The following is a 13,750-nucleotide window of genomic DNA, read 5'->3' as shown; positions in this document are numbered from 1 at the left end:
GGCAAACCATGTCACACAAGATCATCAAAAACCGCATCGGCATGCATCTCCAGGCCACTGTGCTTTCCGGGCTCCTGCTTTTGGGCGGCAGTTTCGGAGCGCTTGCCGATGGGCAGGCCTATCGCGTCGGCCCCGACGATGTGCTTCAGGTTACCGTCTACGGGCAGCCGTCGCTTACAGGGCTTTATCCTGTCGATGTGGACGGCAATATCGGCTATCCGGTGGTAGGCAATATTTCAGTCACCGGACTGACCACCAATGAGATCAGCGAGAAGATTGCGGGATCGCTTTCTCAGCACATTCCGGGGCTGACGGTCACTGCAACAATCAATCAATATGCGCCGGTATTCGTCGTCGGCGATGTCAAGGCGCCAGGAAAGTACCAGTTCCGGCCCGGCATGGCGGTGCTTGAGCTGATGGCATTGGGGGGAGGAGCCGGCAAAACTGAATCTCAGGCTTTGACCGCCGGTATGCAGCTCATTTCCGCACAGCAGGAATATGCCGATCTGCAGATGCAACTCAGCGCCATGGCGATCCGGAGGGCTCGCTTGCAAGCGGAACTGGACGGTACGGAATTCGCCTACACTTTGTCGGATCAGACGCTTGCAAACAAGGAGACGGCTTCCCTGCAGCAACAGATGCTGGAGGGCGAAAAGACATTGTTCAATGTCCGTCGCAACAACCTTGCCGCGGAGCGAAAGGCGCTCGAAGCGCAAGCGGCGAGCTATGGTGATGAAATCCAGACCTTGCAGCAGAGCATCAAGCTGCACGACACCGAAATCCAGCTATTGCAGGAGAATGTCGATTCCAGCAAATCGCTCGTGGATCGTGGTCTTGCAGCCAAGTCCAACCTTCGCGACATGGAGCGCGATCTGTCGGCTACACGGCGCGCTGCGCTGGAGCTGGAATCCTTTCTCGCGCGGGCAAGGCAGAACCAGCTCGCCATGGAACAGCGCATCGCCAATCTGGAAGAAACCCGCAGAAGCGAGGCGGCCACCAATTTGCAGGACATTGACCTCAATGTTGCCCGCATGGAGCGCCGCAGCAATTCACAACTCCAGGCCATGGCTGAGATTGCCAAGTCTTCCGGCAATATTTCTGCATCGACCCTGCGCCAGAAACTGGTCTTTTCGATCAGCCGTAACGTCAATGGCAGTTTCCAGGATATCGTTGCAAACGAGAACACTGAAATCAAACCAGGTGACATCCTGCGCGTCGAGCTGGACATGAGCAGGATCGGCGGCGGCTCGCCCTCATAGGGCGAGCTTTTTTCCTCAACCAAATTTGCAGACGACGCTGCGCGTCTCCCCAGCATGAGGGATGCTGGGGAGACCTGTCCAGGATTGATAATGTCGGAGAGAACGTCGCGGCTTGATCGGGAAAGCGGATTTTGCTTTCCCGGGGCTTCAAGCGGCGACAGGATCGGCGGTTTCCTCCAACCAATCACGATAGACTTCACGCAGGCCGTCCTCCAGACGAATTTGCGGCTTCCAGCCGAGCGTCCGCATCCGCGAGGTGTCGAGGAGTTTGCGCGGCGTCCCATCGGGCTTGCTGAGATCATGTTCAAAGCGGCCTTCATAACCGACGACGCGCGCGACGGTCATCGCCAGATCCTTGATTGAAATCTCTTCACCCGTACCGATGTTCATCGGCTCAGTGCCGTCGTAGAAACGCAGCATGTGCAGGCAGGCATCGGCAAGGTCATCCACATGCAGGAACTCCCGCAAGGGCTTGCCGGTGCCCCAGAGGGTGACATGGTCGATGCCTCGCAGCTTGGCCTCGTGAATCCGCCGGATGAGTGCCGGCAGGACATGCGAGGTGTTGGGATCAAAATTGTCGTTTGGACCGTAAAGATTGGTCGGCATCGCCGTCATGAAGTGATTGCCATATTGCCGTGCGCAGGCGCGGGCATATTCAAGCCCTGCGATCTTGGCGACGGCATAAGCTTCGTTGGTCGCTTCCAGCGGGCCTGTCATCAGGGCATCCTCGGTGAGAGGCTGCACCGCGTCGCGCGGATAGATGCAGCTTGAACCGAGCCACAACAGGCGCTCGACGCCGTTTTGCTGGGCGGCGCGGATAAGGTTCATCCCGATGGCGAGGTTATCGTAAAGAAAGTCTGCCGGATATTGCGAATTGGCAAGAATGCCGCCGACACGAGCGGCTGCGATGATGATGACATCCGGCTTGCGTCCGCTGACAAAATTTTCCGTCAGTCCCTGCCGGGTCAGATCGAGGGTGTTGTGCGTGGCGGTGATGATGTCACAGTCCATGCCTTGCAGGCGGCGCAGGATGGCCGAACCGACCATTCCTGTGTGCCCGGCAATGAATACCTTCTTGCCTTCGAGCGAATAGAGCGGGGCGGGGATTTCAGCCGTAGAAGTCATTGCGTCCAACCTCCCGCATGATATTGCGCAAATCCCAGTCGACCATCTCGGTGACGAGATGGTCAAAGCCGGTCGTATGTTGCCAGCCGAGGCGATTCTTCGCCTTGGAGGCATCGCCGAGCAGGAAGTCGACCTCGTTCGGGCGGAAATAGCGCGGATCGATCTCGATCAGGCAATTGCCAGACTTTCGGTCGCGGCCGATTTCTTCCACACCGTCGCCCTGCCATTCGATCTCCTTGTCGACGGCCTTGAAGGCATGTTCGACAAATTCGCGCACGGTGTGCGTTTCGCCGGTTGCCAGCACATAGTCGTCGGCAGTGTCTTCCTGCAGGATGCGCCACATGCCTTCGACATAGTCACGGGCATGGCCCCAGTCACGGCGGGCATCGAGATTGCCGAGCCGCAGCCTGTCCTGAAGGCCGCGTTCTATCGCCGCGACGGCTCTTGTGATCTTGCGGGTGACGAAGGTTTCGCCGCGAAGCGGGCTTTCGTGATTGAACAGAATGCCGTTGGAGGCATGGAAGCCATAGGCATCGCGATAATTCACCGTCGTCCAGTATGCATAGAGCTTTGCCGTCGCATAAGGACTGCGCGGGGCGAAAGGCGTCTGTTCGTTCTGTGCCTGGGGCGAACTGTTGCCGAAGAGTTCCGATGTGGATGCCTGGTAAAAGCGGCATGTCTTGCCGAGCCCCAGAATCCGCATGGATTCAAGCAGGCGCAGCGTGCCAAGCGCATCGGCATTCGCCGTATATTCCGGCGTTTCGAAACTGACCTGGACATGGCTTTGCGCGCCGAGATTGTAAATCTCGTCGGGCCGCACTTCCTGAATGACACGGCATAGATTGGTTGCGTCCGTCAGGTCGCCAAAATGCAGGCGGAAGCGAATGTCTTCCTCGTGCGGGTCCTGATAGAGATGATCGATACGCGCCGTGTTGAACGAGGAAGACCGCCGTTTCAGACCATGCACGCGATAGCCTTTATTGAGCAGAAGCTCGCTTAGATAGGCGCCGTCCTGTCCGGTCACACCGACGATGAGAGCTGTTTTCTCCTGCAAGGACTTCCCTCCGATCAGAAACTTGATGAAACCATGTTAGCGATTTCCTGCGCGGGCAGAACGGCTCCAAAACGGCAATCGCGGGCCGCGGCCTCCCTCTTCGGATGAGGCTGGAAGCGCGTCCGGTATGGTCGGTTTCACCCAAAGAGGTAGGCGGTTCGCCCGGTGTCGGTGCTGGCCATGCCTTTGTGTTCCTTGCGGTATCTGCCGCGCTGTTGCGATCCTTCTGCTTAACCGGATCGAGCAATAGGAAGCGAAATCATGCGTGTGGTGCTTGCCAATCGTTACTTCTACCCGGACCAGTCGGCGACCAGCCGCATGGTGACGAGTCTCGCCCATACGCTGGTGCGTGAAGGCATCGAGACGACGGTGCTTGCAAGCCGCAGCTATCACGACAAGCGGAAGGACGTTCTGCCCGCGCGCGAAACGATCAACGGCATAGAAGTGCATCGCATATGGACCTCGGGTTTCGGTCGGGGAAAGCTTGTCGGGCGAGCGGTCGATTATGCGACATTCCATCTGTCCGCCGCCACATGGTTTGCATCGAATACGCAGAAGGACGATGTTTGCGTCGTCTGCACCGATCCGCCGCTTCTTTCCGTTTCGGCTGCATTGCCGGTCCGTATGCGCCGGGCGAAACTCGTCAACTGGGTGATGGACCTTTTCCCCGAAACGGCGATGGAACTCGGCCTCATCAGGTCCGATACTGTTTCCGGCAAGCTCGCCCTGATCCTGCGCAATTGGTCGATGCGGCAGTCGGCACTGACCATCTGCCCGATAGAGCGCATGGCGCATTATCTTTCAACACGCGACATTCCGGCGGAAAGCCTCAGCGTGGTTCACCACTGGGCCGACCGCAATGAGATCGTGCCGGTGGAACCGGCGCAAAACCCCTTGCGCCGCGCATGGGGGCTCGGTCGGAAATTCGTCATCGGCTATTCGGGCAACTTCGGACGCGCGCACGAATTCAAGACAGTTCTCGATGCTGCCGAACGGCTTCGGCATATGAAGAGCATCGTCTTCCTGATGATAGGCGAGGGACAGCAGCGCGGTTTCGTTGAAAGCGAGGTCAAACGACGCGGCTTGACCAATGTGATGATGAAACCGTTCCAACCCGTTGATAAACTTTCCGAAAGTCTTGGCGCGGCCAATGTGCATCTGGTTTCCCTGAAGCCGGAGCTGGAACATTGCATCGTGCCCAGCAAGTTCTATGGCGTGCTTGCGGCCGCGCGCCCGACAATCTTCATCGGCGATACGGAAGGCGAGATCGGCACGATTGTCCGTGATTTTCAGTGCGGCATGGCGCTGCGGCCCGGCGATGTCGATGCGCTGGTCAAAGCGATCCTTCATTTGCGTCATTCGCCGGTCGGGCGCATGTCGATGGGCAACAATGCTCGCTATCTGATGGAAACGGCCTATTCGCGCGAGTATGGCGCTGCGGTCTGGCAGTCCGCCATCTCGCGGCTCGAGGAAAAGGTGGTGCCACAAGCCATGCCGGTTCTCGACCGGCAATTCCAGCCGAGGGAGCTATGATGGACGGGTCTGTTGTCGTCAGCCAGCTTGGCGCGCGCATGCATTATGCAGTCCCGCGCATTTTCGCAAGCCGGGAAAAGCTTGCGCATTTCTATACGGATATATGCGCGCTTCAGGGATGGCCACGATTGCTGAACAGCCTGCCGCCGTCAATGTTGCCCGCATCGGTGCGGCGACTGGTGGGGCGTACACCGCAAGGAATTCCGCAAGACCGAATGACTACATTTCCTGCCTTTGGCCTACACTCTGCCGTGCGCAGGCTTTCCAATCAGGCACGCCCGAAGTCAACTGCCAATGCCATATGGGCAGGGGAAACCTTCGGCAAGCTGGTTGCCGGAAGCGGCTTCCACGGTGCGAGTGGCGTTTACGCCTTCAGCGGAGAAGCGCTGGAATTGCTGACGGTCGCCAAACAGCAGGGCTTGTGGACGGCTGTGGAGCAAATGATCGCCCCACGAACCATCGTCGATCAGTTGTCGTATGAGGAAGAGGTACTTAATCCTGGCTGGCAGCTTCCTGTCGCAAACGACGTCCATGCCGATATTTTTGCCGCACGCGAACAAGCGGAATGGCAGATCGCCGATGCCGTCGTCTGTCCATCCGATTTTGTGGCGCGTCATGTGATCGAGGCAGGCTGCAATCCGGAAAAGGTCGTCGTGGTGCCTTACGGTGTGGACTCTCGCTTTCTGCTTGATCCCTGTCCGCGTCTGCCCGGACCGCTACGGGTTCTCACTGTCGGCGCGGTCGGGCTTCGCAAGGGCTCGCCCTATGTTGGCGCGGTGGCGCGGGAGCTTGGAGACATGGCGCAATTCCGCATGGTTGGACCAATTACCGTAGAGCCGGAAGCACGTGCAAAACTCGCCGCAACGGTCGAGCTGACAGGACCGATACCGCGCAGCGAAATGCGCGCCCAGTTCGAATGGGCAGACGTGTTTCTGTTGCCGTCGCTCTGCGAGGGATCGGCCACGGCGGTCTATGAGGCACTTGCTGCCGGTCTGCCGGTCATTTGTACGGACAATACTGGCAGCGTCGTACGACATGGTATCGATGGTTATATCGTCCCGATCCGTGATGTGAGCGAGACGGCAGGGATTTTGCGGCAGTTTGCTGGAACTCCCGCAACACTTGCCCGGATGAGCGACAGCGCACGAGAGAGGGCCAGTGATTTTACCGTTTCACGCTATGGCGAGCGGCTGGTGGCAGCACTGGCACAATATTCCAGGGTGTATGCTTCATGAGGATCGTTCACGTCATCGGTTCCTACGATCCCGCGAAGGGTGGTCCACAGGCTGTTGTGGTGCGGCTGGCAGCGGCGCAAGCCTCGCTCGGTCATGAGGTGACAATCGTAAGCTATTGCGATGATGAGGTGAGCAGTCGCGCAGCCAAGGCTGCCCTGACGATCCCCGGCTTTGACAAGGTGAGCACGTTACTGCTGGCGATGCCCGACCTGCGGGAAACCCTGTTTGGGGGAGCCGCCGCGAAAGCCATGGAGGCACTGGTACGCCTGGCAGATTTCGTGCATCTGCATGGCATATGGGAAACCAATCTGTTGCGGGCTTCAATTCTCTGCCGTCGTTTTGGTGTGCCTTACTGCGTTCGCTGCTGCGGTATGCTTGATATCTGGAGTATGCGGCAGAGTGCATGGAAAAAGAAAATCGCGTTGAAGCTCGGCTTTCGCGGTATGCTCGATGGAGCGGCTTTCATTCAGGCCCTGAATGCGGACGAAATAGAACTGATGCAGCCTCTCGGCCTGAAGCCGCCATTGATAATGATCCCGAACGGTATTTTCCTCAACGAGGTTGAGGGTGACAGGGATATCGTCGTGTCCGAATTGCCGGAGCGGCCTTATGTGCTGTTTCTGTCTCGGCTTCATTACAAGAAAGGCCTCGATATTCTTGCCGATGCCTTTCGTCGGGTCGCTCTCCTGTTCCCGGATGTGGATCTGGTGGTCGCCGGTCCTGATGGCGGGGCGGAAGACGAATTCCGCGATCTTATTCGTCAATATGGGCTGGAGGCTCGTGTTCATATGACTGGCGGGCTTTATGGCTCGGCCAAGATTGCCGCCCTGAAGCAATCGGCCTGCTTCTGCTTGCCGAGCCGTCAGGAAGGCTTCAGCGTTGCCATAACCGAAGCGCTTGCCTGCGGTGTGCCCGTGGCGATTACCGATGCGTGCCATTTTCCAGAGGTTGCCGAAGCCGGTGCAGGTGTGGTTTGCGCGCTTGATCCGATGGCGGTGGCCGCAGCGCTAGAGCGGATTCTGGAAGACCCCGACGGGGCAAAGCGGATGGGCGCAGCCGGTGCAAGGCTCGTGCGTGCCAATTACACCTGGCCGCGCATCGCGCTCCAGACGATTGCGGCCTATCAGAGCTTCCAGTCGCTAAAGAGCGATGCCGTTGCGGGACGCAGGCGTCTTCGATCCGTTCCCGCCGCCTGATAGTCAAGGCTTTCGCCTTGGCCGCACAGGCTTGGCCGGATTGCCAGCATAGACCATCCACGGGTCCATATCACGGAAGCAGACCCCTCGCGCACCCAGAACAGCGCCTTCACCGATGGTTACGCCCGGCCCGACGAAAGCTTCCGCCGCAACCCAGCCATAAGGCTCGATGCGAATGGGCGCTGCCGTGAGCGGAAAATCAGCCTGGTCAATATTGTGTCCCGCAGTGCAAAGATGTGCGCGCTGCGAGACGATGGCGAAGGGCGCAAGCGTGACATGCGCGACGTTATAGCAAAGTGCGCCCGGCCCGAGCGATGAATGAGCGCCCATGGTCAGATTGGCTGGCCACCAGATGCGCGCGCTGCCGCGTACGATGGCAGTCTTGTGAATCCTGGCACCGAAGGCACGCAGTACGGCGCCGCGCCAGCGCCACAGGAAGGACGGCGTCCATGCTGCCAGCACCAGCCAGCTTGCCTGCCAGATTAAACGTCGGACACGATGTCCGAGAGTGAAGGTTGCGCCGCCTTCCATGGGGCGTGACGAAGTCTTTCGACCGCTGATCGGGATGGGTGAATTTTGCTGCGATGCGACGGACATTGCGATCATCCTTTACGAAAATTGCGGCAGGCCTCCGCTTCGTTGCGGCGGTATGGGCAGGTAAACGGAGCTGTTACGGATGCGACAGAACGTCAGGACAGGGATCAGGAAAAGCGCCATATGCAGCCAGACTGTGATGACCCAGTCTGTCTGGTGGGAAATGGCGTGCATGGCGGGCACGATCGACAGCATATAGACGAGTTGCCCCAGCATCTCCCCCGCCATTGCCGTCTCCCAGAGCCGCCGCATGGCCCAGGCGAGTACAAAGAATTTCAGCGCTCCGAAATACCAGAACGACGAAAAGGCATCGACAAGGCCGGTCTCGGTTGTTCCGGTGACGGGATTGTAGTCGCGGCTTGGCTCGGGCGTATCCAGGCGCAGGGCTTCCTTGACATCGGCTCCTACCAGCTGCGCGGGTACGAAAGTGAACACGATGCGGTTCCAGTGGAATTTGCCGTAGTCGAATTCCAGCCGCCGGTCCACCTCATCGATAAGCTGCACGGCATTGCGCATTTCCAGTCCACCGCGTTCCAGCGTCTTGTTGAAATTGGCGGCGTAGTCGATTTCCATGATGTCGTCGAGAACGAAGCCGGAAGCCGCGCGTGTAATCTGACGATAGTCGCCCATGCTGGTCATCAGAAATGTGCCTGCAAAAATACCGACAAACATTATGATACGAGGCACGACCATGCGGCGATAGAACCAAACCGCCAGCAATATCATCAGGAAAAGCTGGATTGCTTCAGCGCGTTTTCCGGTCACCAGAATACGGTCCAGATAGAAAACCAGATCGAACAGGATGATCGCCAGCGCGAACCAGGACGGGCGTCGTACAAAGCATAAAAGCGCGATGCCCAACCCATAAGGCATAAGCTGCGCAAAAAAGAGGTAGACTACCGGCATGCCGGTCATCTGCACACCGATGGAGACTTCTCCGGGAAGGCGGCTCAGGAGAAAGTAGAAAACAGAGCCGAAAGCAGACAGGCCGGCTGCGGCCCACATCAATCGCCGCTCGCTGAAACTCATGCTGAGGAATTTGATGGGGCGCTTTGCCATGCGCCAGCCGAGGACCAGCATCGCAAGCGACAGAACGCCCATTATCATTGTCTTGGCGTAAGCCCCGGACGGCAGAAACTGGTCATACACAAGAGCGGGGAGCTGCGGCAGCAGGAAGCCGAAAGTCATCACTCCTGCAAGGAACGGAAACTGGTACATGCGTTCCGGACGCGAGAGGAGGCCTCCAGCCAGAAGACAGAGGACGAAACCGACGAAAATCCAGGTGAGCGAGAGGTTCATTGTGTCACTCCCACTCCACCGCATACGTCTGAAAGATCGGGCGCCGGTTCAACCGACGAAAGATCCTGCGGAAAGATGCGACCCGAAAGCAGGTACCAGCCAAGCTTCACATACTCCTTGATGACTAGTTCCATGTCCGCTGGGGTCGTCGGAAACCCGGCGCGACCGCCATCGCCGCCTATGGGGGACGAGATGAAGCGCATCTGGGGGCAAGCGGCGCGAAAGCTCGCTATGGCGCGGCGCGAATGATACCAGTTGGTCACGATCACGGCGCTTCTGGCCTGAATTTCACGCATGACGGGCGCGGAAAACCGCGCATTCTGCCATGTGCTGCCGGACTGGCATTCCACGACGATCGCAGACGGCTTGACGCCGTTGCGCACCATGATCCTCTTGTTTGACAGACAGTCACCGTCGCCTGTGACAAGGATCACCGGCGAACGGCCTTCCTTCCAGAGGCGGGCGGCCTCCACGGCGCGGGGCGGTCCATCTCCGCCGGGCACCACGATCACATCGGCTTTGCCGCCGTCATCCTGCAAGGTCAGAACCGGCTCGGAAAAGAACATCGCCGCAAGCCCCATCAAAACGGCGCAGGGCAGAATAACGAGAAGCATCATACCATACGCCGTTCTGGTGCTTCGGTTTTCAACGGGGGCATGACCGCTGGAGCGTCCGCGACGAGCGCCGACTGGCGCTGGCGCTGTTCTTCCATCTTGACAACGATCATGAACTCGTATGCTGACAGCAGGCGGCAATAGAGATAGCCGGGTTTGCCGTCGAGAAAACCGCCGCGCAGCACATACATGTAGAAGAAACGCAAGGTGGGCCGACAAGGCAGATTGTAGGACAAGGATTTTAGTGCCCGCCGTCGCCGTTCCGGATTACCTGACAGGAGGCCGCCCCAGTCGATGCGTCGCTCCAGAAGCCGTGCTGCCGACAGATCCGCCTCGACGGAGGAATAGAGATTGTGTTTATCGTACCAGGCGGCCAGTCCCTTGTTGAAGCTGTAATGAATGAAGTGCGCCTGCAATTGGCCGCTGGGACCTCCGGTGGCGCGCGCATGGATGGAGCGCTCGAAGCGCACGCGATCGCGGCGAACCAGCCGGGTTATCCATGTCGGATAGAGGCTGGCATGGCGTATCCAGCGCCCCATGAACATATTCTTGTAGCGGAGCCGGAAAAACACTTCGGGCCGGTCCGGATCGGCAGTGACCGCCAGTATTTCGTCGCGCAGGTCAGGCGGGGTGATTTCGTCCGCATCAGGCGTATAGATCCAAAGATGCTTGAATTCGATTTCCGTCAGCCCATACATGCGCTGGCGGTCCTCAGTGTCATAGGTGCGCTGGTAGACGCGCGCGCCTGCTGCCTTGGCGATTTCCACGGTACGGTCGGTGCTGAAGGAATCGAGCACCACGATGTCGTCGCACCAGTCGAGTGAGGCGAGGCAGGCTGGCAGATTGACTTCCTCGTTGAGCGTTCTGATGAGGACGGATACGGTCATGAAGTTGCCCCTGGATAAGTGATATTCGGTTTGGTGTTCGGATTGGCCTCGGCCATTGAGGCCGCAACGATCGGACGAGCGCCTCTGGTCATGCGCAGTACGAAGAGCGTGTGAGCTGCGGCCGGGATCGCCAGTGCCAGCAGCATTGGCCAGACGGGTATGTCGAGCCGCACGGCGATGTAGGCGATGGCGCCCGCGATCAGGTTGAGTGTCATAATCGCGACGGTTGTTTGCCCGCAGGAAAGCCCCGCATCCATCAGCAGATGATGCAGGTGCTGCCGGTCCGGCGAAAACGGGCTCCTGCGTGCGGACATGCGGCGCACGATCAGGCTCAACGTATCGATGACGGGTACGATGACGATCCAGATCAGGATAGGAAAGGCGACAGCGGCGGGTCCGCTCGCAAGAATGAGGATAAATCCGGCAAGGGCCGCACCAAGCAAGGTGCTGCCGCCATCGCCGAGGAAAAGGCTGGCCTTCGCGCGCCAGCGATGCCGTATGTTGAAAACGAGAAAACCGAGGCACGCGGCGGCAAGAGCGAGCGCCTGCAGCCCCAGGCGATGTTCGCCGATACCGAAGCCGATGACAGCCAGCCAGAAAAAGGCTGCGGCACTTGCCGATCCGGCAAGTCCGTCCACGCCGTCACTCATATTGACCGCATTGACGAGCCCCACAATGAAAGCGAGCGCAATAATGAGAAAAAGCGGTCCGGTCAGAATCTGGATCAGCATGTAGGGAGCTGGCGTGGCGGCGGTTTCGATGCCGTCGGAAGCAAGCCCGAGATAGGTCTGCCGTATCCCGGCGATGGCGATAATCAGGAAGGCTGCGAACAACTGGATTGCAAGGCGCGGGGCGACAGGCAGGTTGAAACGGTCATCAAGAACGCCGGTGACAAGGATCAGCACAAGTCCCGGCAGCAGGGCTACGGCATTTGCATGGCCCGAAACGCCGGATGCCAGAAATGCAGCTACGAAGAAGGAGAGAAAAATGGCGATGCCCCCGCAAAGCGGGACGTTTCCATCGTGTCTTTTGCGGGTGTCGGGAATGTCGATGAGATACCATTCACGTGCCAGTCCACGAAAACCGAGGCAGAAAGCAACGGAAAGAGCGAAGGCCAGAAGCGTGATCCAGGAAAGACTCGTCATGTCTCCTCCGAGGCGCGTGCAAAAATCAAACTCTGGAAATTTTTACGCACTGACGCCGTGGTTCACGACTTGGCTTTAGAGCGTGCTGCATACTCCTTTCAGGTCAGGTGTTAACACCAAGGGCGACATTTCGTGCTTGCGGCAAAGCGTTATCCTTGGGGAAGGCAAGAAAGGCCAGAAGGCCGTCTTTCCGAATGTTCCGGCAAAAAGTTCCGGGGGGGCAAAGCATCGTGAAATCGAATCTACAAAACGCATCCAGTCTCCCTTTGAGGAGCGAAACATGAACGGCAGTCGCAGGGGCATACTCATGGCGGCTCTGGAGCAGTATGCCGCGCTGATCTTCAATTTCCTGACGGTCGTCATCATCTCCCGTGTTCTCAACCCAGCCGAAACAGGTATGGGCGTCATCGGCATCAGCATTTCGGCGATAGTTTTTTCGCTGCGGGAGTTTGCGAGCGCTGAATTTCTCATCAAGCTTGACCGAGTCGAGGACAAGGATCTTCAGACCTCACTGACCTATCTGATGAGTGTCACACTGGTGCTTGCAGCCACGCTCTATGCGCTGCGCGGTTTCTTCGCCGCTTCCTATCAGGATCCGATGCTCGGTTTCTTTCTCGACATTACAATCGCTGCCGCCCTTGTCGAAACCCTGTCCATGCCAATCATTGCGCTGCTACGGCGAGAGATGGCTTTCGGCGTGCTCGCCCGTATCAGGACCGTCGGTTCGGGCCTTGGTGCACTGGCTACAATCGTTTCCGCCTATATGGGGTTCGGCTATCTTTGTTTCGCGATCGGCTTGCTTGCATCGGCCGTGGCAACGACTTCACTTGCCATTACAATCCATCCGTTGCGTCGGCTTTTGCGACCGACATTCGCCAGCATTGATGCAGCATGGCGCTTCGGTATCTATCTTGGCGCAAATTCCAGCCTTGGCAAAATCTGCGAGACGTTTCCTTCGCTCATCCTGGGCCGGTTCATGCCCATTTCGCAGGTCGGTATCTATAACCGCGCAGGCACCGTCAGCGGATTGCCTGACCGGGTCATCCTCTCTGCGATTTTCGCGGTCGCGTTTCCCATGTTGTCGGCGCAGGTACGCGAAGGTGTGGATATCCGCCAGTCCTATATCCGCGCGCTGTCCTATATCAGTGTGGTCTATTGGCCGGCGCAGGTTGTGCTGGCATTTCTGGCCTATCCTGCGGTGCGGATCATTCTGGGTAGTGGCTGGCACGAAGCCGTCCCTATTGTCGCCATATCGTGTACCGCGAACATGTTCTGGTGCCCGGTTCTGCTGACCTATCCACTGCTGATGGCGCTTGGCCACAACCGGGATGCCTTCGTGTTCAGCCTGATTTCACGTTCTGTCGTGGCACCCGTATTGTGCGTGGCGGCCTTCTTTGGTCTGTTTGCGGTGGCGCTTAGCCAATTCATCACGTCGCCTTTCCAGATGGTCGTTTCGATCCTCTATGTGAAAAAATATGTTTCCTTTTCGCAGCGCGAGCTTTTCGGAGCGTTCGCGCATAGCGCTCTGGTGACCGCACTCACCCTCATTTTGCCATTTGCCGCGTTGGTGGCTAACGGATTCTCGTTCGACTTTTCGCCGCTTTTGGGTGTTGGCATCGGACTTGTTGCTGCCGTGAGCTGGATAGTCGCGGTCTTGGTCACCCGGCATCCATTTGGTGAGGAACTGAATCATGTCTTCATTACATTTGCCAATATGAGCGCCTTCAATCGCCGTATCTTCCGGCGTTGGCGGCATGGGCTCATATCTTCGACTCCGGCTGAATAGACGATTATTGTGAGGGAATGCGA

The 13,750-nt window shown here is 58.2% G+C and carries 12 protein-coding genes; 5 read left to right on the top strand and 7 right to left on the bottom strand.

From position 1 onward, the window contains the following. Window positions 1–8 precede the first annotated feature (8 nt). Window positions 9–1,259 carry a polysaccharide biosynthesis/export family protein gene (locus F9K94_RS18485; protein WP_151647536.1) on the top strand — a complete coding sequence of 417 codons (1,251 nt, stop codon included), beginning with the start codon at window positions 9–11 and terminating at the stop codon, window positions 1,257–1,259. A 147-nt stretch (window positions 1,260–1,406) separates the two neighbouring features. On the opposite strand, the gene F9K94_RS18480 is transcribed toward F9K94_RS18485, so the two are convergent. After that, window positions 1,407–2,384 carry a GDP-L-fucose synthase family protein gene (locus tag F9K94_RS18480; RefSeq protein WP_151647534.1) on the bottom strand — a complete coding sequence of 326 codons (978 nt, stop codon included), beginning with the start codon at window positions 2,382–2,384 and terminating at the stop codon, window positions 1,407–1,409. After that, window positions 2,368–3,438: a GDP-mannose 4,6-dehydratase gene (gene gmd / locus F9K94_RS18475; protein WP_061347792.1), complete on the bottom strand. Its 1,071-nt coding sequence runs from the start codon at window positions 3,436–3,438 to the stop codon at window positions 2,368–2,370. Before gmd ends, F9K94_RS18480 begins: the two co-directional genes overlap by 17 nt. A gap of 261 nt (window positions 3,439–3,699) precedes the next feature. On the opposite strand from gmd, the gene F9K94_RS18465 reads away from it, so the two are divergent. The 3 genes from F9K94_RS18465 to F9K94_RS18455 are packed head-to-tail and all read left to right on the top strand — an operon-like array spanning window position 3,700 to window position 7,402. After that, window positions 3,700–4,971, top strand: coding sequence for a glycosyltransferase family 4 protein (locus F9K94_RS18465; protein WP_151647532.1), 1,272 nt, complete (start codon window positions 3,700–3,702; stop codon window positions 4,969–4,971). Next, window positions 4,971–6,206 carry a glycosyltransferase family 4 protein gene (locus F9K94_RS18460; RefSeq protein ID WP_151647740.1) on the top strand — a complete coding sequence of 412 codons (1,236 nt, stop codon included), beginning with the start codon at window positions 4,971–4,973 and terminating at the stop codon, window positions 6,204–6,206. The genes F9K94_RS18465 and F9K94_RS18460 overlap by 1 nt, the downstream gene beginning before the upstream one ends. Then, on the top strand, window positions 6,203–7,402 hold the full coding sequence (locus F9K94_RS18455; protein ID WP_151647530.1) for a glycosyltransferase: 1,200 nt from the start codon (window positions 6,203–6,205) through the stop codon (window positions 7,400–7,402). Before F9K94_RS18460 ends, F9K94_RS18455 begins: the two co-directional genes overlap by 4 nt. Window positions 7,403–7,405: 3 nt before the next feature. On the opposite strand, the gene F9K94_RS18450 is transcribed toward F9K94_RS18455, so the two are convergent. Genes F9K94_RS18450 through F9K94_RS18430 form a run of 5 tightly spaced genes read right to left on the bottom strand, consistent with a single transcriptional unit; the run spans window position 7,406 to window position 11,941 of the window. Next, on the bottom strand, window positions 7,406–7,999 hold the full coding sequence (locus tag F9K94_RS18450) for an LbetaH domain-containing protein (RefSeq protein ID WP_151647528.1): 594 nt from the start codon (window positions 7,997–7,999) through the stop codon (window positions 7,406–7,408). A 12-nt stretch (window positions 8,000–8,011) separates the two neighbouring features. Continuing rightward, window positions 8,012–9,295, bottom strand: a complete 1,284-nt coding sequence (locus tag F9K94_RS18445; protein WP_151647526.1) for a hypothetical protein — start codon at window positions 9,293–9,295, stop codon at window positions 8,012–8,014. Then, window positions 9,292–9,909: a YdcF family protein gene (locus F9K94_RS18440; RefSeq protein WP_407922055.1), complete on the bottom strand. Its 618-nt coding sequence runs from the start codon at window positions 9,907–9,909 to the stop codon at window positions 9,292–9,294. The genes F9K94_RS18445 and F9K94_RS18440 overlap by 4 nt, the downstream gene beginning before the upstream one ends. Continuing rightward, on the bottom strand, window positions 9,909–10,796 hold the full coding sequence (locus F9K94_RS18435) for a glycosyltransferase family 2 protein (protein WP_151647522.1): 888 nt from the start codon (window positions 10,794–10,796) through the stop codon (window positions 9,909–9,911). The genes F9K94_RS18440 and F9K94_RS18435 overlap by 1 nt, the downstream gene beginning before the upstream one ends. Next, on the bottom strand, window positions 10,793–11,941 hold the full coding sequence (locus tag F9K94_RS18430; RefSeq protein WP_151647520.1) for an MraY family glycosyltransferase: 1,149 nt from the start codon (window positions 11,939–11,941) through the stop codon (window positions 10,793–10,795). The genes F9K94_RS18435 and F9K94_RS18430 overlap by 4 nt, the downstream gene beginning before the upstream one ends. A 280-nt stretch (window positions 11,942–12,221) precedes the next feature. Between F9K94_RS18430 and F9K94_RS18425 the strand changes: the two genes are divergently transcribed. Next, a complete protein-coding gene (locus F9K94_RS18425) occupies window positions 12,222–13,727 on the top strand; it encodes an oligosaccharide flippase family protein (protein WP_151647518.1) in 1,506 nt (501 codons plus the stop codon). Window positions 13,728–13,750 lie beyond the last annotated feature (23 nt).

The organism is Brucella tritici (assembly GCF_008932285.1).
In the GTDB taxonomy this organism is placed as follows: Bacteria; Pseudomonadota; Alphaproteobacteria; order Rhizobiales; family Rhizobiaceae; genus Brucella; species Brucella tritici.
This window is presented reverse-complemented; position numbering and strand designations above follow the sequence as displayed.

Coding starts and splice junctions, on each gene's coding strand:
- F9K94_RS18480 (WP_151647534.1), bottom strand. CDS start 2,384: ATGACTTCTACGGCTGAAATCCCCGCCCCGCTCTATTCGCTCGAAGGC.
- F9K94_RS18465 (WP_151647532.1), top strand. CDS start 3,700: ATGCGTGTGGTGCTTGCCAATCGTTACTTCTACCCGGACCAGTCGGCG.
- F9K94_RS18430 (WP_151647520.1), bottom strand. CDS start 11,941: ATGACGAGTCTTTCCTGGATCACGCTTCTGGCCTTCGCTCTTTCCGTT.
- F9K94_RS18445 (WP_151647526.1), bottom strand. CDS start 9,295: ATGAACCTCTCGCTCACCTGGATTTTCGTCGGTTTCGTCCTCTGTCTT.
- F9K94_RS18460 (WP_151647740.1), top strand. CDS start 4,971: ATGGACGGGTCTGTTGTCGTCAGCCAGCTTGGCGCGCGCATGCATTAT.
- F9K94_RS18450 (WP_151647528.1), bottom strand. CDS start 7,999: ATGTCCGTCGCATCGCAGCAAAATTCACCCATCCCGATCAGCGGTCGA.
- F9K94_RS18485 (WP_151647536.1), top strand. CDS start 9: ATGTCACACAAGATCATCAAAAACCGCATCGGCATGCATCTCCAGGCC.
- F9K94_RS18435 (WP_151647522.1), bottom strand. CDS start 10,796: ATGACCGTATCCGTCCTCATCAGAACGCTCAACGAGGAAGTCAATCTG.
- F9K94_RS18425 (WP_151647518.1), top strand. CDS start 12,222: ATGAACGGCAGTCGCAGGGGCATACTCATGGCGGCTCTGGAGCAGTAT.
- F9K94_RS18440 (WP_407922055.1), bottom strand. CDS start 9,909: ATGCTTCTCGTTATTCTGCCCTGCGCCGTTTTGATGGGGCTTGCGGCG.
- F9K94_RS18455 (WP_151647530.1), top strand. CDS start 6,203: ATGAGGATCGTTCACGTCATCGGTTCCTACGATCCCGCGAAGGGTGGT.